Here is a 26283-nt window from a genome sequence, read left to right as displayed (position 1 = left end):
GTCCTTCCATTGGACCGCAACAGACCTTTGCAGTGACCGCTTCGCGGATCCTGTTCCTGTTGAAGGCGGCACTCTCGTGAAGCGTCGCCACATGACCGTCTCAGTGGTATCATGAACCAGCACGGTCGCGGTGTCGGGCAGCCGGATGGTGCATGTCGCGTCAATCGCCCGGGCTTCATCCGGCGGATCTCCTGAGGGAGAGACAGCCATGGCAACTGCAAGAGCGGAGCGGCGGCTGGCCGCGATCCTGGCCGCTGACGTCGTCGGCTATTCCCGCCTCGTCGAACATGACGAGGCTGGGACGTTGTCGGCCCTGAAGGTTCTGCGCCGGGAGGTGATCGATCCGCTGCTGGCCGAGCATCAGGGCCGTATTGTCAAGCTGATGGGCGACGGTGCGCTCGTGGAGTTCGGCTCGGTCGTCGATGCCGTCGCGTGCGCGGTCGCCATCCAGAAGGGCGTTGCCGAGAACCAGGCCGATATCCCAACGGAGCGACGCATCATCTTCCGGATCGGCGTCAATCTCGGTGATGTGATCCACGAGGTTGATGGGGATCTCTACGGCGATGGCGTCAACATCGCGGCCCGCCTCCAGACCTTGGCGGATCCAGGCGGCATTTGCATTTCCGGCACGGCGTACGATCACCTCCAGGGCAAGCTTGACTGCGACTACGAGTACCTCGGCGAACGCGCGCTCAAGAACATGGAGCGGCCGGTGCGACTGTACCGCCCCCTTCTGGAAGGGACGACCGCACGAACGGCATCGCCCAGGCCCGCACTTCCGGACCGACCATCCATTGCCGTGCTGCCGTTCAACGCCATGAGCGCCGACCCGGAGCAGGACTTCTTCAGCGATGGGCTCACCGAGGATATCACCACCGCGCTATCCAAGCTCAAGGGCTTCTTCGTGATCGCCCGCAACACGATGTTCACCTACAAGGGAAAGCCCGTGGATGTGCGCGCCATCGGGCGCGAGCTCGGGATCCGCTATGTTCTCGAGGGGAGTGTCCGCAAGTCCGGCAACCGCGTGAGGGTGACCGCGCAGCTCATCGATGCGGCCTCCGAAGCCCATCTCTGGGCCGAAAGGTACGACGGCGACCTCGGCGACATCTTCGTCATTCAGGACGAAATCACCGCAAGCGTCGTCGGCCGCATCGGGCCGGAACTCCTGGCGGCAGAGCATGCCCGCGAAAGCCCCAAGCCGCATCATGGCCTTGATGCCTGGGAATGTGTCGTGCGGGCGGTGTTCCTGTGTTCCCAGTTGTCTGAGGAGAGCAGCCGGAAGATGCTCCCCCTGCTCGATCGGGCAATCGGACTGGCTCCCGATTATGCCCAGGCGCTCGCCATGAAAGGTTGGATTACGATGTGGCGCGCGTTCCAGGGGTGGGAGGACATGGGATACGCCCTGGCCCTTGCCAGGGATATCGTCCAACAAGCCATTGCCGCGGACGATAAGGAACCGTGGGCTTACCTCGCGCAGGCGATGATAGCCTTTGCGACGCGTGACAATGTCCTGGCGATGGCAGCGATCAGCCAGGCTGTCGCGATCAACCCCAACTCCGCGTTTGCACACGGCCAGTTGGGACTTGCGCATGCCAACGGGGGCCGCGCGGCGGACGCCATTCCTTGCATCGACTACGCCCTCAGACTGAGCCCGCGCGAGGCTTTTCTCGGCGACTTTCAGTTCTACTACGCCATGGCTTACTTCCAGGGCGCGAATTACGAGCTTGGATTGAGTTATGCACGGGAGGCGCATCGCTTGCGGTCCGGCCACGCGTATCCGCTGGTGATCGGCACAGCCTGTGCCGGACTTCTGGACAACCAGGAGGCTGCCACGGACTTGCTCGGACGGCTCAAGTCGCTAGTCCCTGACATCTCACGGGACGCGGTCGGAGCAACATCTGCTTTCGTCCGCGCCGAGGATCGGGCGCGCCTGATCGAGGGACTTGCCCGTGCCGGCCTGAATTGACGGGTTGGATTGACCTCGAGAACCGATCGCTTACCGGTGAGGAGCGTTCCTGGCAGCATGTCGCGACGACTTTCGGAATTGTGCTGCGTGGAAGCCCATCTCGCGGCCGCCGCAACAAAGCTGCCAACACGAAGGTCGCTTCAGCTATCGCCGAAACGCTCCCCGTGATTGGCTCATCGCGAGTAAGGGCGTCCAGACGCTGGAAGGCGTGGCTCAAGTCTGGTGGCGTTTGCTACCGAATGCCGGACCGATGCAGCGGCGATCTAGTCACACGGAGCGGCACGTTTCATTGTGGCATCCGCGAAATGAACTTGTGAACCAAGAACGTCCGTTCATGGCACAACCTGCTTGTCCCGATGAGCGAGGCGAACGACGGCCTTCCACCCAACCGCGACGTAGAACGCTCCGTGGCTGTACGGCAGAGCCGAATCCTTTGGCCGGCTCGGTCGCGCCAACTGCCGACCTCCCGGCGCTTCTCCATAGCTGCCGTTCGCGCTACGGCTTGCATCGACCCATCCAGCCATCAAGATGGCGGGTGTTATGCTTTTGCGGTAGCCCAATGTCATCACTTCCGGTTGCCCCTCGAAAGAGGCCTCGAAGATTGGCGTGCCGGCTGGCACGATGACGGATTGTCCCGTTGAAACTGTTCTCGTTCATCATCCAACCACAGCTCGGCTTGGCCTTCCAGAACGGCCAGACTTCCTCGACGGAATGGCTGTGAGTACGTGTGCCACCTCCCGGTGCGACTATGCAGAGCGCGGCTGCCTCGGCTGAAGGTTAGGATCAATAATCTGCATGATCCCCTCCGTTGGCAGAGTAGCACGGCGCGTGGATCGTTCGGCGGGACGCTTCTTGCCTTTGGTCCTTTAGGCATTGATGAACTCGACTCCATGCTTGGCGGCAATGTCCCTGAAAGTCGCCGCCCCCTGCCTTGACGGATTGCCACTATCGACCTGCGAATTGACCACATCTGCGATAAACGCTTCAAATGCCCCAGCAGGCGAACTGATCCCTATTTGCCGCCCTTCGCCCGGGCCGACATTCTTGATGGCGTGCGGTGTTCCAGCAGGGGCAAACATCATCTCCCCTGAGCCAAGAACGCGAACCTCGTCGCCGACCTGGCATTCGTATCGACCTTCGATGATCATATGCCACTCGTCATAATCATGGCGATGGAGGCCGGCACCAGAGCCGGGCGGACTCGTCGATTCCCACACGCTATAGTCCCCCAAAGCCTCGACGGGCTTGAAGGCCATCTTAACTTGCCCAAGCTGGCGGCGGTGGGCACAATGTTGCGGGCAGTGCGGTCTGTGATGACGGGCTCGTCATAGACTTTTCCGGCATGAAGCGCATTGAAGTCGACCCCGAGCGCCGAAGCGCGCGTGCCGAGCCGGGACTACTCTGGGGCGACTTCGACAGCGCAACGCAGGCGTTCGGCCTTGCCACCACCGGCGGCATCGTCACGCATACGGGGATCGCTGGACTCACACTGGGTGGCGGCATCGGCTGGCTGATGCGCAGGCACGGACTGACCTGTGACAACCTCGCTGCAGCCGACGTTGTGACCGCCGACGGCGGATCCTGCCGCGCGAGCGGGCGCGAGAATACCGATCTTCTTTGGGGGCTGAGAGGCGGAGGCGGCAACTTCGGCATCGTCACCGGCTTCGAGTATCGTCTCCATCCGGTCGGGCCACAAGTGCTCGCAGGCGTGGTGCTGCATGCCGCTGAACGGGCGCCCGAAGTGCTCCGTATCTATCGCGACTACATCGCCACTGCGCCGGACGATTTGACGACGATCGTCAATCTCCGAAAGGCGCCGCCGGCGCCGTACCTGCCCTCGGATCTCCACGGTCGCCCTGTCGTCGTCATCGCCGTCTGTTACGCGGGCTCGCTCGATGACGGAGAGCGCGTTCTCGCGCCGCTGCGGCGTTTCGGCGAGCCCCTCATCGACTTGATCAGGGCGACCCCGTACACCAGCCACCAGGGCATGTTCGATGCGAGCGTGCCCCATGGTCTGCACTACTACTGGAAAGCCGATTATCTCGGGCCGCTCGACGACGCGAAGCTCGACGCGCTGATTGGGCACGCCTGGCAGGCGCCGTCGCCGATGTCCTACACCATCCTGTTCCACCTGGGTGGCGCTATCCGTCGAATTGATGGCTCAGCGACAGCTTTCGAGGATCGCAACGCCGAACACGCCTTGAATATCAATGCGGTGTGGTCCGATCCGCAAACCACCGAAGGTCATGTCGCATGGGCCCGAACCTTCTGGGAAGCAATGCATCCACTATCGACGGGTGGCGTCTACGTAAATTTCCTCGGCGCAGAGGGGCAGGAGCGGGTGCGGGCCGCCTACGGTCCCGACAAGTATCTCCGGCTCATGGCGCTGAAGAGGAAATATGACCCGACCAACCTGTTCCGTCTCAACCAAAACATTCCGCCTGTGCCCGAGCGGCCATGATCGGCCGAACTCTGGCGAATGGTTGCGCCAGATGACGGAGGCAGCGATGGGCAAGCTTTATGGACACATAACCGATCGGCTCGAGGCCTTTATCGAACGGCAGCATGTCTTTTTCGTTGCCACTGCTCCCTTGGAGGAAGGTGGCCACGTCAACGTGTCGCCCAAGGGCCAGGATACCTTCGCCATCCTTGATCCCCATACCGTCGCTTATTTGGACTTCTCGGGAAGCGGCGCCGAGACCATCGCTCACGTCAAGCAAAACCGGCGGATCACCATTATGTTCTGCGCCTTCGAAGGGCCGCCGTTCATTTTGCGCCTCTACGGCCGGGGCGAGGTGTTGGAACCCGACAATCCAGACTTCGCGGCGATCAACAAGCGCTTCGGCCGCAAGCTCGGCGTGCGCTCCGTCATTCGCGTCGGTCTTACGCGCATCCAGGATTCCTGTGGCTTCGGTGTGCCCCTCTACAAATTCGTGAAACCGCGGGACACGCTTCTGAGGTGGGCCGAGAAGAAAGGCGAGCGGGAGATCGTCAAGTTCAAGCACGAGCACAATGTGCGGAGCATCGATGGCCTGGTCGCTCTTGAGGTCTTCGACCGACCGCAGTGACTGCGAATCCTGCGGCAAGAACGATGGGGCGCCGGAGTTGACTCGTCGCGGTCTCCCCCGATTGATGTCCGCCTCGTGGCGCGAAGCGGCCGTTCGCAGCCGCGCCATACGGCAAACTTCCACCCGATTGCGACGCTGGTTCTTCGAATGGGTTCCAATTCGCCCGCCGCTGGCAGGCTTGTTCGCGCCAATAGCCGAAGTTCCTGAGATCGAGCATCATGACCACATCGCCGCGAGCCGGCTGAGGGGAGGCGGATATGATGAGGATATGATAATCTAAAGTGGTGGCTATGCCTGTCGCGCTGGCGCTATTTAGGGAGGTCAAACCAAATGAGCGGTGGGCTGCAATTTGACGAAGAGACCAGCCGAAAGGTCGAGGCGCTCTATCTAACTCCGGACGTGGCCGCACAGCGGTGCCAAGTGTTAAAGGCTCTGCAGCTGAGGGAGGGTGAACGGGTTCTCGATATCGGTTCCGGCCCCGGACTCCTGGCCTATGACATGGCAGCTTCAGTCGGGCGTGAGGGCCGTGTGTGCGGCATTGATATCAGCGAAGACATGCTAGCCATGTCGAGAAAGCGCTGCGCCGACCTGCCTTGGACCGAATACCAGCGGGCAAATGCAACCAACCTACCGTATCCGGATAGTAGTTTCGATGCCGCAGTATCGACTCAGGTCTACGAATATGTTGCGGATATTCCGGCAGCCCTTGCGGAGCTTTATCGGGTAACGTGTCCGGGCGGTCGCGTGGTCGTTCTGGACACGGATTACAGGTCGTTGGTGATTCACACGGAGGACGAGGCGCGCATGGGGCGGGTGTTATCGGCCTGGGAAGAACATTTCGTACACGCCGGGCTACCCCGCATCTTGTCAGGGCACCTCCGCGACGCCGGTTTCACGATCCGACAGCGCAACGTGATCCCGATGTTCAATCCCGAATACCACGATAACACCTACGGCAAGCGTGCGCTGGGTATCATGGCGTCGTTTGCGGTCGGACGCAGAGGCGTGTCCCAGGAGGAAGCAAACGCCTGGCTTGCTGAATTCGCCGAGCTTGGCAAGCAGGGGAAGTTCTTCTTCAGCCTCAATCGTTACCTCTTTGTTGCCGACAAAGTTGCGGCTGCGTGACTGGGACAGTTCAAGCTGAACTCGGTGGAAGGGCAGAGAAGGGTCGAAAGCGGTCGCAGAGAGCCCTACATGAAGGTCTGCGGCCCCGGTTCCAAAAACCTCAGAACTTGTGTCGGATTGGTCAAGACCGGTTCGTCCTTGGGCATGGAACGACATCACAAGGATAAATGATATGCCCAGTACCGTACGCCTGCACCGCGTTCTGGCAACCAGCCCAGAAAAAGTCTATCGCGCATTCGTTGAGGCGGACGCGCTCGCGAAATGGCTACCGCCCAACGGCTTTACCTGCACGGTTTATCATCTGGAACCCAAAGTCGGCGGCACATTCAAAATGTCGTTCCGCAACTTCACAACGGACAAAAGCCATTCGTTTGGCGGCGAATATGTCGAGCTCGTTCCGGGCGAACGCCTGCGCTATACGGACAAGTTCGACGATCCTAACTTGTCCGGTGAGATGCAGGTGACGGTGATATTGAAGAAAGTATCAGTCGGCACGGAACTGGATATCACGCAGGCAGGTGTTCCGGACGCCATTCCAGCTGAGGCTTGTTATCTCGGTTGGCAGGAGTCGCTGCGAAACCTGGCAAGGCTCGTCGAACCGGAGATCAATCAATAGAGCATCATCCCCGAGGACGCGGGACGGCATGAAAAAGGCGGGAAATTTTCCCGCCTTTTCGGTCCCTATCGCCTGATCAATGCAGGCGGCCGCTGGCGTGTGCAAGCATCGTATAGACCTTGCCGGTGTCCGACGTCAGGTAGGTCTGCGCCATCATGTTGTCGCGGTCGTTGCGCGACACGTCCTTGAGCAGTTTTTCGAAATCGTCGCAGTAACGGTCGACGGCGGCGCGGAACTCCGCCTCCATCTGATATTTGCGACGGATCTCGTCGAAAGTCTGCTGACCCTTCAATGTGTAGAGACGCCGCGTGAACACGTCGCGCTCGCCGCGCCGGTAGCGGTCCCACAGCTCGATCGAGGCGTCGTGATCGATGGCGCGGGCGATGTCGACGGAAAGCGAGTTGAGCGACTCCACGACATGAAGCGGCGAGCGCTGGGCAGGGGCCGAGCGTGGCGCTTCCGAAGGTGCCGCGGGCTTGGCGCCCTCTTCGCGCGATGCCCCGGTCAAGAGATCGCGCACCCAGCCGCCCTGCGGCGTACGGCCATTGGGGTCGCGCTGGCGCGGCGCCGTCTCAGCCGGGCGTTCCAGGTCGAGCGTGCCGCGCAGTGCGGTGTCACCCGATGGCGCCTGCGGGCCAAGAGGCTCCGGTTGCGGGCCTGGAGGACGGCCCTGCGGCTCAGCGGCGCGCGCGGCAGGCGCTTGCGGCGCAGGACGCAGGTTGCGCGGCTCCGAGGAGTCGGTGTTGCGGCCCGATTTCGCAACGATATCCGAAAGTTCCTTCAGCGCGTTGATCTGCTCGGAAACGGCGCGGCGGATGGCCGTGGTCGATTCCTTTGCCTCTTCCGGCATCTCGATGACGCCCTTCTTGAGCTCGGCGCGGGTGAGGTCGAGCTCGCTCTTGATCGAGCCGGCGGTGCGCCGCATCTCCTCGGTCGCGTCGGCGAAGCGCTTCGTTGCCGAATCGACGACGTCGGAGATGGCGGTACGGATCTTGTCCGCCGACTCCAGCGTCTTGCCTTCGGCGTTCTGCAACGTCTGGCCGACCAGATCCTCGAACGAGCGCATGACCTTTTCGAGATCCTCCGACTTCTTGACCAGGCCGACGGCGAGGTCCTCCAGCGACGATTGCCTTTCCAGCGTGTGTTCGAGGTTGCTCTGGGCCGAGCTCAACAGATCCGAAGCACTGGACAGCAATCGGCTGTGCTCGTCGAACTTGGTGGCGATCGAGGCAACCTCGCGCAAGGTCGCGGATGACAGCTCGGTAAGCCGTGTCGTGTTCGAATCGACCAGGCGTGCCGAACTGGCGAAGGTCTGCGCGGCTTTTTCCGTCGTCGCCGCAAAGCTTTGCGTGCTGCCGGTCAGGCGTTCGTCGACTTGGCCGAGATTGGCCGCCGCCTGCTCGATCAACTGACCGAGCTGCGAGCTCGAGGTGCTCATGCGGCCGATGAGATCGGCGACACTGTCGGCGAGCGTCGAGCGCGCGCCTTCGACGGCCGACAATGTTTCGGCCGTGCGGCTGGCGAGCGCATTGACGAGGGTGGCGTTTTCACTGCGCAGCTTCTCGGTGGCGCGTTCGGTCACCTCTTCCATGCTCTTTTGCAGTTCCGAGCCGCCCAGGGCGAAGCGCTCGACCAGCGGCCGTGCCGTTTCGTCGAGGATTTTCGAGATCTCGGCCGAACGTGCCGCAAGCATGGTGTTGAGCTCGCGGGTGTTAGTGCCGATGGTCTTCGCCGCGTCGTTGGTGCTCTGGCCGATATGCTGGCCGACCGCAGTGAAGGTTTCGGCGATCGAGTTGGCACGCGAAATAAGTTGCGCCTCAGCGGTCGAAACCTGCTCGTTGAGCTTCTGGCCTATCGTTTCGGTGGTGTAGACGAGACGGTTTTCGACGCCGGCAACCTGCTCCTCGACGCGAGCCGCCGCAGCCGCCGCGCTGGATGCCAGGCGCTCGTCGGCGCCGGCGAGCGCCTGCTCGATTTCACGGGCGTGGACGGCCAGTTCCTGACCGGTCTGCCTCGCACGTTCGGCAACCCGCTGCTCGGTGCTGGCAAACGCCCCGACGATGCTGTCGGCATGTTCTCCGATCGTCGACGTGCTGTCGGTGATGCGGGAAACCAGACGGTGATCCGCCTCGTCGAAGATACGGCCGATCTCGGATGCTCGGGCCGCCAGCGCCTCCGAACCTTCGGCGATGCGCGAGATCAGCTGCTGGTCGGCGGCATCGAAAATGCGGCCAAGGTCCGATGCCCGCGCTGCTAGCGCTTCGGCCGATTCGCCGATGCGCACGCCGAGCCGTTCGTCGGCGCCTTCGAAATTGCGCAGGATGTCGCCGGCGCGTGCCGCCAGCGATTGCGCCGTTTCGACCGCGCGGGCAACCAGCTTCTGGTCCGCCGCATCGAATGTACCGGCGATCTCGCTGGCGCGAGCGGCCAGCTGGTCGGCTGTTTCCTGGGCGCGCGTCAGCAAGGAGTTCGATGTGTCGTCGACACGGGCCATGATTGCGCTGGATGTATCCTCGGCGCGGGCAATGAGCGTGCTCGACGTGTCTTCGGCACGTGCGGCGAGGCGGCGGTCCGCCTCCTCGAAGGTGCGGGCGATATCCTCCGCCCTGGCGAGCAAGGCGGCCGAGGTCTGCTCGGCACGTTCGGCGATCTTGCGATCGGCGTCGCTGAACGCCGCGCCTGCCTGCTCATGCAGCGCGCTGGTGACTTCCATGACCTTTTCACGCAGCGCTCCCGCAACGAAGACGGCGCTCTTTTCGAGCACGCTGCGGACGTTGTCGACACCGGTCGACAGCGCGCGCTCCATGGTTGCGGCGCGCTCCTCAATGATGCCGGTCTGGCGGCTGAACGCCTGCTCGATCTTTTCGACGTCTGCGGCAATGGCGTCCGAGATATCGGTGCTTCTGGCGGCGATCTGGTCGATATGGCCGGACAGGGAACGGTCGACTTCCTTGCGCGTATCGGCGAGCTTGGAGAGATCGTCCTCCAGCGCACGGGTCAGCGCGTCGCGGCCTTCGCCCAGTTTGCCGACATGCCCGGCGATGATGTCGTCCACCTCGCTGCGGCTCGTCGCAATTTTCTGCAGGTCTGCTTCCAGCGCACGTCTGAGGATGTCGCGGCCCTCGGCCAGTTTCTCGACTTGGCCGGCAACCAGCCCGTCGATGCTCGACCGGCTTTCCGCCAGTTTGGCGAGGTCGTCTTCAAGCGCCTTGGACAGGATCGAGCGGTCCTGGATGAGCTTCTCGGCATGGCTGTTTACAAGACCGTTGACGCTGCCGAGATCGGCTTCCAGCGCCTGCGCAAACTGTGCGCGATTGTCGGTCAGCTGCTGGGACTGGTCGGCGACGACACTCTTGATGGTGTGGAGGTCTGCTTCCAGCGCACGTCTGAGGATGTCGCGGCCTTCGGCCAGCTTCTCGACCTGGCCGGCAACCAGCCCGTCGATGCTCGACCGGCTTTCCGCCAGCTTGGCGAGGTCGTCTTCAAGCGCCTTGGACAGGATCGAGCGGTCCTGGATGAGCTTCTCGGCATGGGTGTTTACAAGACCGTTGACGCTGCCGAGATCGGCTTCCAGCGCCTGCGCAAACTGTGCGCGATTGTCAGTCAGCTGCTGGGACTGGTCGGCGACGACACTCTTGATGGTATTGAGGTCTGCTTCCAGCGCACGTCTGAGGATGTCGCGGCCTTCGGCCAGCTTCTCGACCTGGCCGGTAACCAGACCATCGATGCTCGACCGGCTTTCCGCCAGCTTGGCGAGGTCGTCCTCAAGCGCCTTGGACAGGGTCGAGCGGTCTTCCGCCAGCTTTTCGGACTGGCCTGCTATGACGTCATTGATCGTATTGAGATCGGATTCCAGCGCGCGCTTGAGGATGTCGCGGCCCTCTGCCAGCTTCTCGACCTGGCCGGTAACCAGACCATCGATGCTCGACCGGCTTTCGGCCAGTTTGGCGAGGTCGTCTTCGAGCGCCTTCGACAGGATTGAACGGTCCTCGGCGAGCCTGTTCATGTGATCGGAGATAAGGCCATTCACGCTCTGCAGGTCGGTTTCCAACGCCTTGGAGAGCTGACCACGATCTTCCGCCAGCTTTTCGGACTGGCCAGATATGACGTCCTTGATCGTGTTGAGATCGGATTCCAGCGCGCGCTTGAGGATATCGCGGCCTTCGGCCAGTTTCTCGACCTGACCGGCGACCAGCCCGTCGATGCTCGATCGGCTTTCCGCCAATTTGGCGAGGTCTGCCTCGAGCGTCTGCGAAAGCAGGCTGCGATCGTCGGCGAGCCTGCCCGAATGGTTCTCGATCAAGCCTCGGATGTCGGACAGGTCGCCTTCAAGCGAGCGCGAAAGCAGGCTGCGGTCTTCCGCCAGTTTGGCGGAATGGCCCTCGATAAGATCCTTGATGCCGACAATGTCGGTTTCCAACGCCTTGGCGAGTATGGCGCGACCTTCGGCGATCTTCTCGACCTGACCGGCGACCAGTCCGTCGATGCTGGCGCGACTGTCGGCCAGCTTGCCGAGATCGGCCTCGAGGGCGCGTGAAAGAATGCTGCGGCCTTCGGCGAGCTTGCCAACATGGCCGGCAACCATTTCGTCAATGATCGTACGGGCTTGTACAAGTTTTCCGGAGTCTTCGTTCAATGCTTGTGAAAGCCTGTTGCGGCCCTCTTCGAGCCTTTCGAGATGGCTGCCGAGCGAAGCATCGATGGCGGCGCTTGACTCGTTGACCTTGCGCAGATCCTCTTCGAGGGCGCGCGAGATCAGGTTGCGGCCTTCGGCAAGCTTCTGCACCTGGTCGGTGACGGCCGCGTCGATGCCGGCGCGGCTTTCGGCGAATTTCGCAAGATCGGCCTGCATTGCCGCCGCCATGCGTTCGCGGCTTTCGGAAAGCTTGCGGCTGTGGTTCTCGACGGCTTCTTCGATGCCGACGCGGGCATCGGCAAGCCGCTGGATGTCGGCGTCGAAGGAGCGCGACACCACATGACGGGCCGCTTCCATGCGCCCGGCGAAATCGCCTGCGCGTGCTTCGAGCATGGACGAAGTCGACGAGACAATATCGGCCATGTCGGCGCCGATCTGGGTCTTGCCCTGATCGATCATCGCCGACAGCGTCTCCTTGCTCTCCTGGAAGGTATGGGCGATTTCGCGCGCGCGCTCGACCAGCGTCTCGTTGATCTGGCGTGCGCGGGCCTCGAGTGCGGCGTTGAGCTTCTGGGTGCCGGTGTCGAGCGCTTCGGCGCGGGTCTGGAATTCACTGATCAGCGCTTGGCCGCGTTCGGCCAGCGTCCGCTCGATGCCGTCAAGGCTGGCTTCAAATTCGGAGTTGAGCGTGCGCGCGGCGCCGCCGAGCAGCGATACCATGCCGGAGGTCCGATCGTCGAGCAGATCGGTCAGCGACCGGGTGAGGCCGTCGGTCGTGTCCGTCAGCTTGGCGATGCGTGTATCGAGAAGACTGGCGAAGGCTTCGCCGGAGGTCGACAGCCGGTCCGTGATCGACTCGAGCCGGCCTTCCACCGAATCGAAGATCGACAACGAGCTTTGGTTGATCCTGTCGATCAGCGTGTCGCCGGAATTGGTGATGGTCATCGACAGGTTGGTCGAGGCGTTGAGAATGCTGTCGCGAATGATGTCGCTGGCAGCCCCGATTTCGTCCTTCAGCGTCTCATGCGCGCCGGTGATCGAGGCGCGCACGCGTTCGGCGTGAGTGACCACCGCTTCGCGCTCGCTGCCCAGCCCGTCGACAAGCGAGCGGATGCGCGATTCATTCTCCGAGTAGGAGCGTTCGATCTGGTTCACCTCGCTGTGGACCAGGGTTTCGAGCTCGACGGCACGCGCAAGCGTGCGCTCGATGCCTTCACCCATGGCCGCCACCTCGCGGCGGACGGCTTGCCCGATCATCATGACGCGATCCTGGGCAATATTTTCCGGCTCGGTCAGGCGGAAGGCCACTTCCGTCATCGACTGAGCCGCGATGCGCATTTCCTGCGCGCGGCGGATCATGGCTGCAAACGCCCAGAACAGGAGGACGGGCAGGATCGCAGCGATCGCCAGGCCGATCAGTTCGGGACGGGCGAAGAACTGGCCGGGCGTGCGGATTTGCCAGATGCCTGGTCCAAACAGCAGGTTGGCCAATGCACCGGCGCCCGCGATCCAGGCAAGCGAAACGAGCGCCACGATCCAGTAGATCGTGTTCGAGGCACGCCGATTGAGGGTGTGCAGCAGCGTTTTGTAGTCTTTTTGACGCGGGTCATTGGCTGGCGTGAAACCGGCCGGCTGGCCATTGCGCGTTTCCAAAGAGCGCAGTTCAGCCGGCTTGGCCATTGCCGCGGGCTTTGCTTTCTGGTCCTGGTTGGCAGGCTCCGTCTGTAGGCTCCAGTTGGCGGGCTCGGCATTCTGTCCCTGGTCGGCGATAGGCTCGGCATTCTGGCTCTGGTCGGCGACAGGTTCGGCATTCTGGTTACGGCCTTCGCGGGCCAACTCGTCGGCAGCCTGCGATATCTGCGCTTCCAGATCTTCCATCGACGCTGCGATGTCGAGGTCGCCGCCGGCATCGCCGCTCAGATCGATATCAAGTGCTTTTTCGAGTTCCCTGGCTACGTCGTTGTCGAGCGTTCTTGTCGTCGATGTTTTCTTCGCCATGCCTTCGCTACCCTGTACAAGCTGCCGCGGGACTTATTGATTCTGCTTGTCGTGTCCCACGCAAGAGGCTGAAAATGGACCTGTCGTATCGTAATGACACACCGGGGTAAAGAAAACATGCATTCGGCGCGATACGTAAAACTTTAAATATAAGGTTAACAGAACTGTGATTCCGGCGCCGTTATCGCAACATTTTTCCGGGCCAATCATTAACCCGTCGTCCACAGGATGGGCCTATTTTTTGCGGCTGGAAGAACGGAGTTGCAGATTCATGCGTGGCGAAAACGGCATTGCCTTCTCGATGCCCGGCGGCGACGTGTCGGGAACGGCCGGGTCGCGGCCGGTGGACCTGGCGCACCTGGCGCGCCAGACGATGGGCGACCGCAGCCTCGAGCAGGAGGTGCTGGCGCTGTTCGTACAGCAGGCGCTGTCGGTTCGCGACAGGATCGTCGACGCCGATGTGAGGCAAAGACTGCTTCTGGCGCACGGGCTGAAAGGTTCGGCGCGCGGCGTCGGCGCCTTCGCTATTGCCGATTGCGCCAGCGCGATCGAACTTCAACCTGAAGATATCAATACCCTCAAGCGGCTTGGCGCCCTGATCGAAGAAGTCCGCGATTTCGTCGCCGCCATCAGCCGTTAAACCGATTTCCGAAAAAAACGGCATAGAGCGCCGCTTTCGCGCGGCAGTTGACTTGTCTGCCGGAGTGATTATCTCGGCTGGGACTCCCTTCAGGTGACAAATGACCAAGCTGACCTTCATCGCCCATGACGGCACACATTTTGACGTGGATGCCGAAAACGGCTCGACCGTCATGGAGAACGCGATCCGCAACGCTGTGCCGGGGATCGAGGCCGAATGTGGTGGCGCCTGCGCCTGCGCGACCTGCCACGTCTATGTCGACGAGGCATGGACGGCGGAAGTCGGCGAGCCGGAAGCGATGGAGGAGGACATGCTGGACTTCGCCTACGACGTCCAGCCGAACTCACGGCTTTCCTGTCAGATCAAGGTGCGCGACGCTCTCGACGGGCTGGTTGTGCGCGTGCCCGCCCGCCAAGGCTGAAGCGTGAAGGCTGAAGCGCTAGATATAGCCGATTTTTCCGGCTCCGGCTTGGCAGCGGGCCAATGGTCATGCAGTGTCGCGCCGTTCTCTACAGCGCCGCGCGTTCTCTCGGACGCGCAAAGGACGCTGTAGCACCGTGATTTGGCGCATGATCCCCAGCAAAAATCGATTTCGATTTTTGCGGTCGTGCGCATCGAAGGCGCATTCATGACCGATATCACCAAGACGGACGTATTGATTGTCGGGACGGGGCCTGTCGGCCTGTTCGCCGTGTTCGAACTCGGCCTCTTCGACATGAAATGCCATCTGATCGACATACTCGATCGGCCCGGCGGGCAATGCGCCGAACTCTATCCGGAAAAGCCGATCTACGACATTCCCGGCTGGCAATCGATTTCGGCGCAGGGCCTAGTCGACAGACTGCTTGAGCAGATCGCGCCGTTCAAGCCCGACTTCACCTTCAACCGCATGGTCTCAAGCCTCGAAAAGCTCGAGGACGGCAGCTTTCGCGTGATCACCGACGAGAACGAGGTGTTTGAAGCCAAAGTTGTGGTTATCGCCGCCGGCGGCGGCTCGTTCCAGCCGAAGCGGCCGCCGATCCCGGGCATCGAGCTTTATGAGGGCAAGAGCGTCTTCTACTCGGTTCGCCGGATGGAGGAATTTCGCGGCCACGACCTCATCATCGTCGGTGGCGGCGATTCGGCGCTCGACTGGACGCTGAACCTGCAGCCTGTGGCCAAGAGCGTGACGCTGGTCCACCGCCGGCCGGAGTTTCGCGCGGCGCCCGACAGCGTCAACAAGATGTACGCCATGCAGGAGATGAAGGAACTGGATTTCCAGGTCGGGCAGGTGACGGGATTGTCCGGCGCCGACGGCCAGCTTTCCTCCGCGACCATCAAAGGCCCCAGCGGCGATATCGAGGTGCCGTGCACGCGGATGCTGCCGTTCTTCGGCCTGACCATGAAGCTCGGACCGATCGCCGAGTGGGGGCTCAATCTTCATGAGAACATGATCCCGGTCGACACCGAGAAATTCCAGACGTCGGTACCGGGCATCTTCGCCGTCGGCGACATCAACTGGTACCCCGGCAAGCTGAAGCTGATCCTGTCGGGCTTCCATGAGGTCGCCCTGATGGCCCAGGCAGCCAAGCGCATCGTCAGCCCCGGCGAGCGCATCGTATTCCAGTATACGACGTCGTCGACCAGCTTACAGAAGAAGCTCGGCGTCGCCGGCTGACGCCCACTCTTACTCCACGAGAATCGATCTTATCATCTGGCCTGAGCTAACCCGGCAGCCGGCCGTTCTCGATGCGCTCCATGCGATAGCGCAGCAGCCGCAGGATACGGCTTTCGAAATTGATTGTCTCGACGCGATCGAATTGCATCTGGGCCTGGTCGTGCTTGGCAAGAATAGCGGCGGCGACTTCCGCGGCCTTGGCCTTGGCCTCCTGGCAAGTCTTCTGCGGATAGGTCGCCTTCAGCGCATCCTCGAGGTCGCGGGCATGGTTCTTGGCGATCTCGACATGGCGGTCCTCATGGCGCTTGATGTCGGCGGACAATGTATCCCAAAACAGCCTTACGCCCGCATCAGCCTTGCGCGAGCGGCGCCACTCGGGAAGGATCACCTTGACCTTGAGAGTGACGTCGGCGTCAGCAATCGCGCAGGAATTCGATTTTTCCGCATAGCTGACGCGGGTGGTGAACGCCATCTGCGTGGCGCCTGGATGCCGCATCCCGGTGCTTTTCACCTGAGGTCCAAGTTTCGTAAGCTGGGATCCGATATCATCGAGCGTTCTGCCGCCGATGCTGAAGTAGCTATATGTCTTTACCAAACTCGCCGTGCCCGCCGGCAAGGCAGAAAAAGCGAGCATCAGGGCGCAAAGCAGTGATCGTTTCATCATGTTGCCTCTTTGCCTACCATGCGCTACGGCCGCTGCCGGCGCAACGGAATTGATCTTTGGCGGATCACACATGATTGATGGACAATGACGACACGGCGATGGCAACTGGCGCATGGGCGTCATCTCGACCTTGGCGGCAAGGCGGTGATCGTCGGTATCCTCAATGTCACGCCGGACAGTTTTTCCGACGGGGGACTGTTCGTTGCGCCCGAACAGGCGATGGCCCAGGCCCGCCGGATGGTGGAAGAGGGCGCCTCCGTCATTGACGTCGGTGGAGAATCGACACGTCCCGGCGCATCTCCGGTAGCCGTCGAGGAAGAGCAGGCCCGCGTGCTGCCTGTCATCGAGGCGCTCGCCAGGCTTGGCAAGGCGCTGATTTCGGTCGACACCTATCGCGAGGACACTGCCCGGCTTGCCGTCGCTGCCGGCGCCCATATCGTCAACGATGTCTGGGGCCTGCAGCGCGAACCGGGCGTCGCGCGGGTCGCTGCCGAGACCGGCGCCGGGCTGGTCATCATGCACACCGGACGTGACAGGCAAAAACTGCCCGACGTGATCGAGGATCAGTTTTCCTTCCTCAGCAAGTCACTGGAAATCGCCCGGCGAAGCGGCGTTGTCGACGACCAAATCGTGCTCGATCCGGGCTTTGGCTTCGCCAAGGAAACAGCGGAGGAAAATCTCGACCTGATGGCACGGTTTTCCGAACTCGATGCCTTGGGCTTTCCACTGATGGCGGGTACGTCGCGAAAGCGCTTCATCGGCGCCGTCACCGGCCGCGACGCCTCGGCCAGGGGTGCCGGAACGGCGGCGACGAGCGTCATACTGAGGCTCAAGGGCGCGCAGCTTTTTCGCGTCCACGATGTCGCAATCAATGTGGATGCGCTGGCGCTTGCCGATGCTATGCTGGCGCGTGAAACCACCGCATAGGCTCGAAAATCAAAATCGATTTCCGGCAGGATGCGTCGATTTAAGCGTTAGAGCGTAGTTTGTGCGTCCAACTGGACGCACCTCGCTCTAATCGAGCGGGACGCTGAGCGATGTATGTCATACGCATGAAGAACTGCGCTTTCTTCGCCCGGCACGGCGTGCTGGATGAGGAGGAGACGCTCGGCCAGCGCTTCTATGTCGACGCCGCGCTCACCGTCGAACCCGGCCGCGCGCTGGTCGACGATTCCATCGAGGATACCGTCCACTATGGTGTCGCCTTCGGGGTGATCGAAAAGATCATAACCGGGGAGAGGCGTTTTCTGATAGAAGCGCTGGCGCTGGAGGTGGCCCGGGCGCTGACGGCCCGGTTTCCCCAGATCAAAAAGGCCGAGATTACCGTGCGCAAGCCGAACGCTCCGGTGCCCGGTGTGCTCGATCATGTCGAGGTGACCGTTGTCTGGCCCGAATAATACTGTCTACCTCAGCCTTGGCGGCAATCTCGGCGACCCGGCAAGGTCGATGGGCGCGGCGCTGCGCATGCTGGACGCCGACGAGAACGCGCGCGTCGTTGTCGTCTCCTCGCTTTACCGCACGCCGCCCTGGGGCAAGCTCGACCAGCCGGATTTTCTCAATGCGGCTGCCGAAATTTCGACTGTGCTCGCACCACATGCTTTGCTCGATCTCTGCCTCGATGTAGAGCGCAGGCTGAAGCGGGTGCGCGAGGAGCGCTGGGGTCCACGCCTGATCGACATCGACATTCTGGTGTTCGGCGATCGGATTATCCACGAAACCGGGCTGGAAGTGCCACATCCGCGCATGCTGGAGCGCGCTTTCGTTCTGGCGCCGCTGGCCGAGATCGCGCCTGACCTCACCGTCGACGGCAGAAGCGTGGCGGAGCGGCTTGCCGCTCTCGACAGCGCCGGCATCGAGCAATTGCCGTCCGGCCGGGATTGGTGGCTGACCTAAACGGCGTGTTTTCAAATGGAACCGCTGCGCTGCTCTATCTCTTTGTTTACGCATTGGATTTAACCGAAAGCCGCTTCGCACCTTTCGCTCCGATGCACTGAGCTCAGCCGGAAAATCCGCCGCCGTCGAGGAACACCTGTTCCTCCGGCGTCGTCTCGCGGCCAAGCATCCTGTTTCGATGCGGAAAGCGGCCGAAGCGCTGAATGATCTCCAGGTGCTCGACCGCATATTTCAGATAAGATTGGGCTTTGGCGGTAGTGAGGTCCACTGATTTGAGGTGGTCGGCGAGATGCTCCGAATGCTCATAAGGCAGATAGAGGAAGACGCGCAGCTCTTCGTCGAGCGCCAGATCCTGGCCGGCGGCGATCGCCTTCTCGGCAAAATGCCTTGCCAGCGGGTCGGTCGCATACATATGGCCGGTGCCGCGAAAGCAGTTTCGCGGGAACTGGTCGAGCAGGATCATCAGCGCCAGTGAGCCTTCGGCATGCTCCGACCAGTCGTCGCATTCACGCCGCGCGGCAGCGTAGTGCAGGTCGAGAAACCGATTGCGGAACTCCGCGTCGAAGGCGTCATTCTTCTCGAACCGTGCGTCTTCCCCAGCGTCACGCCAGAATTTGGTGACGGAGAGCGCGCGCTCGTCCAGTTCGATCATCTGTTTGCTCCAGGTGTTAAATCCGCAGGCTCGGATTTATGCAGAACGCCGGCGGTTTCTTCATTGAGCGCCTGACCGGCGTGGCGTGGCTGGCTGAGCGGTGTCGGAATCGGCGTGCCGATATTGCCCTTGAGGAAGCGCGCTCCGGCGCGAACGCCTTCGGCGAGCTGCAGCTCGAAGCGGGCGGCATCGCGGTGGCGGACGTCCTCGATCACCTCGGCGACTTCCTCCGGGTCGACGCCCAGCGCTTCCAGCGTGGAGCCGCCGAAGACAAGCGCTGATTCGAAGGTTTCGCGAATCTGGAAATCGACGTCGGCACGTATCAACTGGAGTGCGGTTCCGCGGTCGAAAGCGCGTGCCAGCACGGTCAGCAGGGGAAACTCCGCCTTGATGAGCTTTGCGATGCGGACCGCGACATCGGGTTTGTCGACGCAGATCAACACGGCGCGCGCGCGGCCAGCGCCTGCGGCACGCAGAATGTCCAGCCGCGTGCCGTCGCCATAATAGACCTTGAAACCGAAATCGGCCGCCGCCTGGATCATCTCGACCTCATTGTCGATGATCGACACATCGATCCCGCGCAACAGCAGCGGCTGGCTGGCGATCTGGCCGAAGCGGCCGAAGCCGATGATCAGCACGCTGCCGGTAAGGCCATCGGCGATGTCGACGCCTTCGAGCGACTGCTCGTCGCGCGGCGTCAGATACCGCAATGCCAGAATGGCCAGCGGTGTCAGCACCATGGAGATGATGACGATCGCCGTCAGGGTCGCGTTAGCCTGGCTGTCGATGATGCCGACCGCCGCGGCTGCGGAATAGAGAACGAAGGCGAATTCGCCGCCTTGCGCCATGAAGACGGCACGCTCGAGCGCTTCCCGGTGACCGGTCTTGAGGGTGCGGGCGACGAGATAGATGCCGATCGCCTTTATCACCATGTAGGCGACGACGTAGATGACGACAATCCGCCAGTTCTCGATGACCACATGCAGGTCGAGCGACATGCCGACAGCGAGGAAGAACAGCCCGAGCAGCACACCGCGGAACGGTTCGACATCGGCCTCGAGCTGATGGCGGAAGGTGGATTCCGACAACAGCACGCCGGCCAGGAAAGCGCCCATCGCCATCGACAGGCCGCTGAGCTGCATGGCAAGCGCCGACCCCAGAACCACCAGAAGGGCGGCTGCGGTCATCACTTCGCGGGCGCGGGCGTCCGCCAGGATGCGAAAGAACGGATTGAGCAGATAGCGCCCGGCCAGCACCAGCCCGACGATGGCGGCAAGGCCGATGCCCACCTCCATCAGCCGCTGCGTCAAGCTCATATCGGCGCCGCCCGGCGCTAGGAAGGCGATCAGGGCCAGCAGCGGCACGATCGCCAGGTCCTCGAGCAGCAGGATGGAGACAATGCGCTGGCCTTTGGGCGCGGCGATCTCACCGCGCTCCTCCAGAAGCTGCATGACGATCGCCGTCGAGGTCAGCACGAAGCCGGCGCCGGCGACGAAGGATTGCGAGACCGGAAAACCTCCCGCCAGTCCGACGCCGGTCAGCAACAGCGCGCACACGCCGACCTGCAATGCCCCAAGGCCAAAGATCTCTCGCCTGAGTCCCCACAGCCGCGACGGTTGCATCTCCAGCCCGATGATGAACAGGAACATGACGACGCCGAGCTCGGCGACGTGAAGAATCGCTTCCGATTCGGAAAAGATGCCGATGCCGAACGGGCCGATGACCACGCCGGCCGCCAGATAGCCGAGAATGGAGCCAAGCCCCACGCGCTTGAAGATCGGTACGGCGACAACACCTGCGGCGAGCAGCGCCACCACGTGGATCAGATCGCTGCCCGCTGCTTCTGCCGCCATGCCTGCCGTTCCGTTCTCTCTAGGGGCCGCCGCACGTGCTGCGGCATCGAGCGGCCAAGATAGGGGCTTCGGCTGAAATCGAACAGTCCGAATCCGGAAACTGGTGCAGCAGCGTTGCAGGCGCGCTCCACAGCTTTATGCACCCGCTGCGTTGAATGTTGCAGCAATCGGGCGCTAAGGACGCGCGGCTTTGGCCGTGAAGGGCGGACGACGATCAAGTCGGCCGCCTTTTTTGAGGGAGACGACTGACATGTAGATTTTTTTGCTTGTTGCCGTTGGCATCGCGGCACTCGCCGGATCGGCCTGCTCGAAGGCGCCGGACTGCACGACCGAAATGCTGTCCAAGAAAGCTCAGGACATGACTGCAGCCCTTCAGGAGGCCGTTACCAAGGATCCGGCCAAGGCAGCCGACCTCACCGCCAAGGTCCAGGCGGTCATAACCAAGTATCAGGGCACGACGACGGCGGACGAGGCCTGCAAGGCCTATGACGAGTTGATCACCGCCATCAAGGGCTGTGCATCGATCGGAGTTTTGGAGAAAGCGGTGGCGGTGGCTGCCGCTTTTTTGCAACTAGAGTAGAGCGCCGCCTATCGGACGTGCAAAAGGTCGCTCAGTTCGGCGCTATGGAGCCGACTTCGACCGTATCGACGCGCTTCAGCTTCATGCCAATGACCGGCACTAATTGCTGGTCGACGCGCACCGCAACCGTCACCGTCATCGAATTGTCGTTGGGGACAAGAGCCTGCATGACGCCGCGCAACTGGTTGCGGTTGATGGTGAAGACGACCTTGTTGGCGCTGACCACGTTGCCGCCGATAATGTCGAGGCCGGAACCGGCAGCACCGCCCATGAAGCTGCCCTTGTAGCCCTCGCGGCCTTTGTGCTGGATCGTCGCCGACATCTGCTGGGTGAACATGCCGACCCGGCAGCCGCCGTCGAGCGACATGCCGATCTTGCCGTCTGGTGTCGAACCGGTGAAATTGCAGGTGAATTTCGTGCCCTTGTATTTGCCGGCGACGATTTCCCCCGGGCCGACCCATTCGCCTTCCACCGATTGAAAGAACTTCTTGTCCCGTTCTGCTGCAAAGGTCTTTTCGGCCATGCCGGCAGTTGTTGAAACCGCGACCGCCATTGGCAGGACGCTAGACAAGATCACGCTTTTCATCGACGACACCCGGCAACAAAGAGACTGTTTGGAACCCGTCCGACCATGAACAAGATTGGTTAATGCTTCGTCACCGCTAGCGCATGGCTCCGAAAATCGGAAGCGATTTGCGCTGGGATCATGCGCGAATCAAAGTGCTTCAGCGTCCTTTTCGCGCCCACTAGACGTGCGGCGCTGGAGATAGTTGTCAATTGTCGGAAGCCGATGTTTCCTTGTGCTTTTTCGTTGCAAACGATGTCAGCGCGGACAGGAAATCACCCATGCCGGGCCGTCTCGTGGCGCTGAAGGGCAGGGGCCTTGCGGTCTCCATCGCAGCAATGCCGATGCGCGCCGTCATCATGCCGTTGACGACACCTTCGCCAAGCTTGGCCGAGAGCCGAGCAGCGAGGCCATGGCCGACGATCTGCTGAACGAAACTGTCGCCGACGGCAATCGAGCCGGTCACCGCCAGATGAGCGAGAACGCTGCGCGCCAGCCGGAAGAACCCCAGCGTGCCCGGCCGGCCGCCATAAAGTTCCGACAGCCGGCGAATCAGCCGGCCCGCTTCGAACACGACATAGGCGACGTCGACCAGAGCGCGAGGGCTGACCGCCGTCACCAGCGACACACGCTTTGCCGCTTCGAGGATCATCACCTTGGCGCGCGCATCGAGGGGGCCGAGGATTTCGGTCTCGGCCAGGCGCACCAGATTGCCACCGTCGATGATCTCGTCGCGCAAGTCTGCCAACGCACGTCTGCCGGCCGCGGTTTCGGGTTTGGCCGCGACAAAGGCCGAGAGTTCGTCGACCACGGCGCGAGCGGCCTTCGGATCGTCGCGGGCAACGGCGTCGAGTGCCCGCTTCTGTAGCTTTTCGACCTCGGCGAGGCGGGCGATCGCCAGGAATTCGCGGACGAGGATGACCAGAAGCGCCAGCACCGCGATCACGGCCATCCCGGCGGCAAGCCAGCCCAGCCATTCGGCACGTGCGAACAGATCGCGAATCAGCTGATCGGTCCAAAGGCCGAGGGCCAGCGAAACCAGAACGCCCAATGCGCCGAACAACAAGCCACCTGATATCGAACGCTTACGCGGCGCGGTCGCCGGCGGCGGTTCGGCGGCGATAATATCTGGCTCGTCGAAAACGTCGATTTCCGCCGGAGTGACGACGGCAAGATCAGCCTTCGCGGCGCGTGGCCTTCTGGCCGATGGAGCGTCGGGCTGCCGCAAGGCTGCCCGTTCTTTTGGCGCGGCTTCCGGCTCGATGCGAAAAGCCGCCGGCTTGCGGGGCGCGGTCATGCCAGACGATCTCCGATCAGGAACTGCAGGGCGCGGTCGAGCCTGATATGCGGCAGCGACAGCGTGACGCCTTCAGCCGTGCTTTCGAGCTTTGGCGGGCGAAAGCGCACGAAGCGGATTGCCGGGTCATCATTACTTTGTCGACGGTCTGGACTTTGCCGATGGTCTGGGCTCTGCCGATTGTCTGGCCCAGAGACTTCGAACACCGTGTCAATTTTCTCTGGTAAGTCACCGGGAAATATGGCTGTTTCGGTTCTTCCATCAAATGTTTCGCCGTTGATCTTTTCATCTTTCAACGGTGTGCCAATGATGACCGGCAACGTCTCACGGCCTTGCTTGACCGTGCCTTCCCGGGTCGCGCGCACCGCCGCCAGGGCAACCACGTCGACATCGGCGCCGGTGAAATTCGCCCGCGCCACGGCACGGTCGGCGAGCCGCCGCACGATCGCCTGCAGCCGGTCGTGGCTTTCGTGGTGCAGATGGTCCGCCTTCGTCGCCGCTACCAATATGCGGTCGATGCGCCTTGAAAAAAAGTCGGTCAGGAAATTGCCGCGGCCGGGGCGGAAACATGCGAGGATTTCGGTCACAGCACGTTCGAGATCGGCCATGGCGCCGGGGCCCGCGTTCAAGGCCTGCAGGGCGTCTATCACCACGATCTGACGGTCGAGGCGCGTGATGTGCTCCCGGAAGAACGGCTTTACGACATATGTCTTGTAGGCCTCGTAGCGCCGCTCCATCATCGCCTGAAGCGACCCGGAACGCGCCCGCCGCTCACTCAGGCCCGGCAAGGGCGCGAAGGTCAGTGCCGGCGAGCCCTCAAGATCGCCGGGCATCAGGAAACGGCCGGGTGGCAGGGTTGAAAGCGCCCGCTCGTCGAGCTTGCATGCCTTGAGATAAGCGGCGAAGCTGTCGGCGAGGCGGCGCGCCGTCATCTCGTCGGCGTCCGCATTCGGGTCGACAGCGGCAGAGAGCGCGCGCCATTCCTGCGAAAGGTCGGCGCGCACCGGCAGCGCGGCCATCTCGAAGGCTTCGCGTGAGAAATCAGCGTAGGATTTGCCGAGCAGCGGCAGGTCGAGCAGCCATTCGCCGGGATAGTCGACGATATCGACCGACAATCTGCCTGATGAAAACATGCGGCTCCAGCCGGAGGCCGATTCATATTCGATGGTGAGCCTCAGCTCGGAAATGGCCCGTGTCGAATCCGGCCAGAGGCGGTCGTTGACCAGGGCCGCTACGTGATCCTCGTACTGGAATCGCGGTACGGCGTCATCCGGTTGCTCTTCGAGGAAGGCACGGGCGATGCGTCCCGATTTCTGCGCCGCGAACAGCGGCATGCGCCCGCCATGGATCAGATTGTGGACAAAGGCTGAGATGAACACTGTCTTGCCTGCGCGGGAAAGGCCAGTGACACCCAGCCGCAGCGATGGCGAAAAAAGCCCGGTAGCGCGCCCCGACAGCGTATCCAGGGCAATCTTCGCCTCGTCGGTGAAAGTGGTCAGCGATGATGCCAAAATGCGTCTCTCGGGGCTTCGGTACGACCCGATATAGACGCTGCCGCCTAGTGTGGCGAATCCGAAATTCGCAGTACCTTGGAGCAGCGCAGTGAGCGAATTTCGGATTCTAAGCCACACCAGCAAATCATTGAATTCGCGCATGAACCCGAACCATAGGTTCGGAAAAGATCATGCGCAAAATTGAGTTCTACAGCGTCCTTTGCGCGTCCAAGAGGACGGCGCTGTAGTGTGCGCTGATGCCATTGAAGTGGCAGGAACTTCAAATCTACAACGCTAGGTTGAAATGGCGTCAGAGATCGGCCGGCGTCACGAAGGCTTCGAGATAGCCGGTGCCTTGCGCGGCGTTGGCAAGACTGCCTGGAAAATGGACGACCGCGAGTCCGGAGGCCGGGAAGCCGTGGTTCAGAATTCCCCTCGCAGTCTCGTCGCCATCGCCCGAAAGCGCGATAGTAAGATCTTCCGTCATCGGGTTGTGGCCGATGACGAGCAGCGAGCCTGGCCCGCCATTGCCGCGGATGATCGAGAGATAACTGGCGGCGTCCTCGCTATAGAGCGTGTCCAAGAACAGGACCCGGCCTGTATCGGTGTGGCCGGCCAGGCCTTCCAGCGTCTGGCGCGCTCGCTTTGCGTTGGAGCAAAGGGTGAGGTCCGGAATGTAGCTGCGGGCCCGCATGGCCGCACCCATGGTTTCGGCGTCGGCGAGGCCGGATGCGTCGAGCGGACGGTCGAAATCGCGCATGCCGGGCAGGGCCCATCCGGCCTTGGCATGCCTCAACAGGTAGAGCTTGCTCACCGGCCCTCGCTTGTGCCAAACACCGAAACTCGTCAAAAGGCGCTGCAGGATTAGCCATGAGAACGGCCTTATGCACAATGGCCGGCACCTTTCAAACCCAACAAATCATACGCGAATTCGGTCGTGCCCTTCATGCGAATGATGCGGCCAATACCGTTTTGCCCGACATTAACAATTGCGTGAAACTGTCGTCGATTACGCTTGTGCAGCATTCGGTCCGCGAATATATAGGCGCCAAAATTGGGGCTGTTTGGGTGAGTCGAATGAACGACATCGTTACTGCCGATTACGTACCCTCCGAAGACGAGCCGTTCATGAACGAACGGCAGAAATCCTACTTTCGCCTGAAGCTCGTCACCTGGAAGAACGACATACTGCGCGAAGCGCGCGAAACTCTCGAAATCCTGCAGCAGGAAAACGCCAACCATCCCGATCTCGCTGATCGCGCCTCTTCGGAAACTGACCGCGCCATCGAACTTCGCGCCCGCGATCGCCAGCGAAAACTCATTTCAAAAATTGATTCCGCGCTTCAGCGCATTGATGAAGGCACTTACGGCTATTGTGAGGAAACCGGCGAGCCCATCGCGCTGAAGCGGCTCGATGCGCGTCCGATCGCGACCTTGTCGATCGAGGCGCAGGAGCGCCACGAGCGCCGCGAGAAGGTCTACCGCGACGACTGAAGCACAGGCGGAGCGCCTAAAAAGCAGCCGATAGCGAATTTTGTCATGGCCGGTCTCCGGACATTTTTTGTTAGCTGTTCGCTGCC

General features: G+C 61.9%; 23 protein-coding genes and 1 pseudogene. 14 read left to right on the top strand and 10 right to left on the bottom strand.

Features of this window, described 5'->3' with window-relative positions; translation table 11 throughout:
* Positions 1–208: 208 nt before the first annotated feature.
* A complete protein-coding gene (locus tag AC0L14_RS08665; RefSeq protein ID WP_473529772.1) occupies positions 209–1966 on the top strand; it encodes an adenylate/guanylate cyclase domain-containing protein in 1758 nt (585 codons plus the stop codon).
* An 866-nt stretch (positions 1967–2832) separates the two neighbouring features.
* Here AC0L14_RS08665 and AC0L14_RS08660 read toward each other — a convergent pair.
* Positions 2833–3222: a cupin domain-containing protein gene (locus tag AC0L14_RS08660; protein WP_473489998.1), complete on the bottom strand. Its 390-nt coding sequence runs from the start codon at positions 3220–3222 to the stop codon at positions 2833–2835.
* 32 nt (positions 3223–3254) lie between these two features.
* Between AC0L14_RS08660 and AC0L14_RS08655 the strand changes: the two are divergent.
* From AC0L14_RS08655 to AC0L14_RS08635, 5 genes and pseudogenes are all read left to right on the top strand, one after another.
* Positions 3255–3533, top strand: a pseudogene (locus AC0L14_RS08655) (FAD-binding oxidoreductase); the annotation flags it as partial.
* A 420-nt stretch (positions 3534–3953) separates the two neighbouring features.
* The gene (locus AC0L14_RS08650; protein ID WP_473613779.1) at positions 3954–4427 is read left to right on the top strand and encodes a BBE domain-containing protein; all 474 of its coding nucleotides are present in this window, start codon (positions 3954–3956) and stop codon (positions 4425–4427) included.
* A gap of 46 nt (positions 4428–4473) precedes the next feature.
* Positions 4474–5034, top strand: coding sequence for a pyridoxamine 5'-phosphate oxidase family protein (locus AC0L14_RS08645; protein WP_473489999.1), 561 nt, complete (start codon positions 4474–4476; stop codon positions 5032–5034).
* Positions 5035–5364: 330 nt separating this feature from the next.
* The gene (locus tag AC0L14_RS08640) at positions 5365–6159 is read left to right on the top strand and encodes a methyltransferase domain-containing protein (RefSeq protein ID WP_473749165.1); all 795 of its coding nucleotides are present in this window, start codon (positions 5365–5367) and stop codon (positions 6157–6159) included.
* Positions 6160–6331: 172 nt separating this feature from the next.
* On the top strand, positions 6332–6775 hold the full coding sequence (locus AC0L14_RS08635; RefSeq protein WP_473487095.1) for an SRPBCC family protein: 444 nt from the start codon (positions 6332–6334) through the stop codon (positions 6773–6775).
* A gap of 76 nt (positions 6776–6851) precedes the next feature.
* Here the strand turns inward: AC0L14_RS08635 and AC0L14_RS08630 are convergent, their stop codons facing one another.
* On the bottom strand, positions 6852–13409 hold the full coding sequence (locus AC0L14_RS08630) for a kinesin (RefSeq protein WP_473526808.1): 6558 nt from the start codon (positions 13407–13409) through the stop codon (positions 6852–6854).
* Between the two features lie 271 nt (positions 13410–13680).
* Here AC0L14_RS08630 and AC0L14_RS08625 point away from each other — a divergent pair, with 271 nt between their 5' ends.
* From AC0L14_RS08625 to AC0L14_RS08615, 3 genes are all read left to right on the top strand, one after another.
* The gene (locus AC0L14_RS08625) at positions 13681–14049 is read left to right on the top strand and encodes an Hpt domain-containing protein (RefSeq protein WP_473487093.1); all 369 of its coding nucleotides are present in this window, start codon (positions 13681–13683) and stop codon (positions 14047–14049) included.
* A 100-nt stretch (positions 14050–14149) separates the two neighbouring features.
* The gene (locus tag AC0L14_RS08620; protein WP_006334837.1) at positions 14150–14470 is read left to right on the top strand and encodes a 2Fe-2S iron-sulfur cluster-binding protein; all 321 of its coding nucleotides are present in this window, start codon (positions 14150–14152) and stop codon (positions 14468–14470) included.
* 207 nt (positions 14471–14677) lie between these two features.
* Positions 14678–15706, top strand: coding sequence for an NAD(P)/FAD-dependent oxidoreductase (locus tag AC0L14_RS08615; protein WP_473487092.1), 1029 nt, complete (start codon positions 14678–14680; stop codon positions 15704–15706).
* Positions 15707–15752: 46 nt separating this feature from the next.
* Here the strand turns inward: AC0L14_RS08615 and AC0L14_RS08610 are convergent, their stop codons facing one another.
* Entirely contained in the window at positions 15753–16370 is a 618-nt protein-coding gene (locus AC0L14_RS08610) for a DUF922 domain-containing Zn-dependent protease (protein ID WP_123145937.1), read from the bottom strand.
* 84 nt (positions 16371–16454) lie between these two features.
* Between AC0L14_RS08610 and folP the strand changes: the two genes are divergently transcribed.
* The 3 genes from folP to folK all read left to right on the top strand — a co-directional run bounded on the left by folP (position 16455) and on the right by folK (position 18263).
* Positions 16455–17297, top strand: a complete 843-nt coding sequence (gene folP / locus AC0L14_RS08605) for a dihydropteroate synthase (RefSeq protein ID WP_473526807.1) — start codon at positions 16455–16457, stop codon at positions 17295–17297.
* Between the two features lie 110 nt (positions 17298–17407).
* Complete coding sequence (gene folB / locus AC0L14_RS08600; protein WP_123145775.1) at positions 17408–17767, top strand: dihydroneopterin aldolase; 360 nt, start codon at positions 17408–17410, stop codon at positions 17765–17767.
* Complete coding sequence (folK, locus tag AC0L14_RS08595) at positions 17751–18263, top strand: 2-amino-4-hydroxy-6-hydroxymethyldihydropteridine diphosphokinase (RefSeq protein WP_473487090.1); 513 nt, start codon at positions 17751–17753, stop codon at positions 18261–18263. The genes folB and folK overlap by 17 nt, the downstream gene beginning before the upstream one ends.
* Positions 18264–18366: 103 nt before the next feature.
* Here folK and AC0L14_RS08590 read toward each other — a convergent pair whose 3' ends face one another.
* From AC0L14_RS08590 to AC0L14_RS08580, 3 genes are all read right to left on the bottom strand, one after another.
* On the bottom strand, positions 18367–18915 hold the full coding sequence (locus AC0L14_RS08590; RefSeq protein ID WP_473749164.1) for a DUF924 family protein: 549 nt from the start codon (positions 18913–18915) through the stop codon (positions 18367–18369).
* Entirely contained in the window at positions 18912–20768 is a 1857-nt protein-coding gene (locus AC0L14_RS08585; RefSeq protein ID WP_473749162.1) for a monovalent cation:proton antiporter-2 (CPA2) family protein, read from the bottom strand. The genes AC0L14_RS08590 and AC0L14_RS08585 overlap by 4 nt, the downstream gene beginning before the upstream one ends.
* A gap of 174 nt (positions 20769–20942) precedes the next feature.
* Entirely contained in the window at positions 20943–21113 is a 171-nt protein-coding gene (locus tag AC0L14_RS08580) for a hypothetical protein (protein WP_473487087.1), read from the bottom strand.
* 13 nt (positions 21114–21126) lie between these two features.
* Between AC0L14_RS08580 and AC0L14_RS08575 the strand changes: the two genes are divergently transcribed.
* Positions 21127–21348: a hypothetical protein gene (locus AC0L14_RS08575; RefSeq protein ID WP_473639191.1), complete on the top strand. Its 222-nt coding sequence runs from the start codon at positions 21127–21129 to the stop codon at positions 21346–21348.
* A 31-nt stretch (positions 21349–21379) separates the two neighbouring features.
* On the opposite strand, the gene AC0L14_RS08570 is transcribed toward AC0L14_RS08575, so the two are convergent.
* The 4 genes from AC0L14_RS08570 to AC0L14_RS08555 all read right to left on the bottom strand — a co-directional run bounded on the left by AC0L14_RS08570 (position 21380) and on the right by AC0L14_RS08555 (position 25517).
* Positions 21380–21934 carry a hypothetical protein gene (locus AC0L14_RS08570; RefSeq protein WP_473639190.1) on the bottom strand — a complete coding sequence of 185 codons (555 nt, stop codon included), beginning with the start codon at positions 21932–21934 and terminating at the stop codon, positions 21380–21382.
* A 187-nt stretch (positions 21935–22121) separates the two neighbouring features.
* Positions 22122–23210, bottom strand: a complete 1089-nt coding sequence (locus tag AC0L14_RS08565; protein WP_473749161.1) for a YcjF family protein — start codon at positions 23208–23210, stop codon at positions 22122–22124.
* On the bottom strand, positions 23207–24721 hold the full coding sequence (locus AC0L14_RS08560; RefSeq protein WP_473749160.1) for a YcjX family GTP-binding protein: 1515 nt from the start codon (positions 24719–24721) through the stop codon (positions 23207–23209). Before AC0L14_RS08560 ends, AC0L14_RS08565 begins: the two co-directional genes overlap by 4 nt.
* Positions 24722–25013: 292 nt before the next feature.
* On the bottom strand, positions 25014–25517 hold the full coding sequence (locus AC0L14_RS08555; protein WP_473749159.1) for a SixA phosphatase family protein: 504 nt from the start codon (positions 25515–25517) through the stop codon (positions 25014–25016).
* Between the two features lie 263 nt (positions 25518–25780).
* On the opposite strand from AC0L14_RS08555, the gene dksA reads away from it, so the two are divergent.
* The gene (gene dksA / locus AC0L14_RS08550) at positions 25781–26197 is read left to right on the top strand and encodes an RNA polymerase-binding protein DksA (protein ID WP_006202025.1); all 417 of its coding nucleotides are present in this window, start codon (positions 25781–25783) and stop codon (positions 26195–26197) included.
* The last annotated feature ends 86 nt before the right edge of the window (positions 26198–26283 follow it).

It is taken from the genome of Mesorhizobium sp. WSM4841, assembly GCF_055811515.1.
The sequence above is the reverse complement of the archived record's forward strand: the minus strand, read 5'-3'. Positions and strand labels throughout refer to the sequence as shown.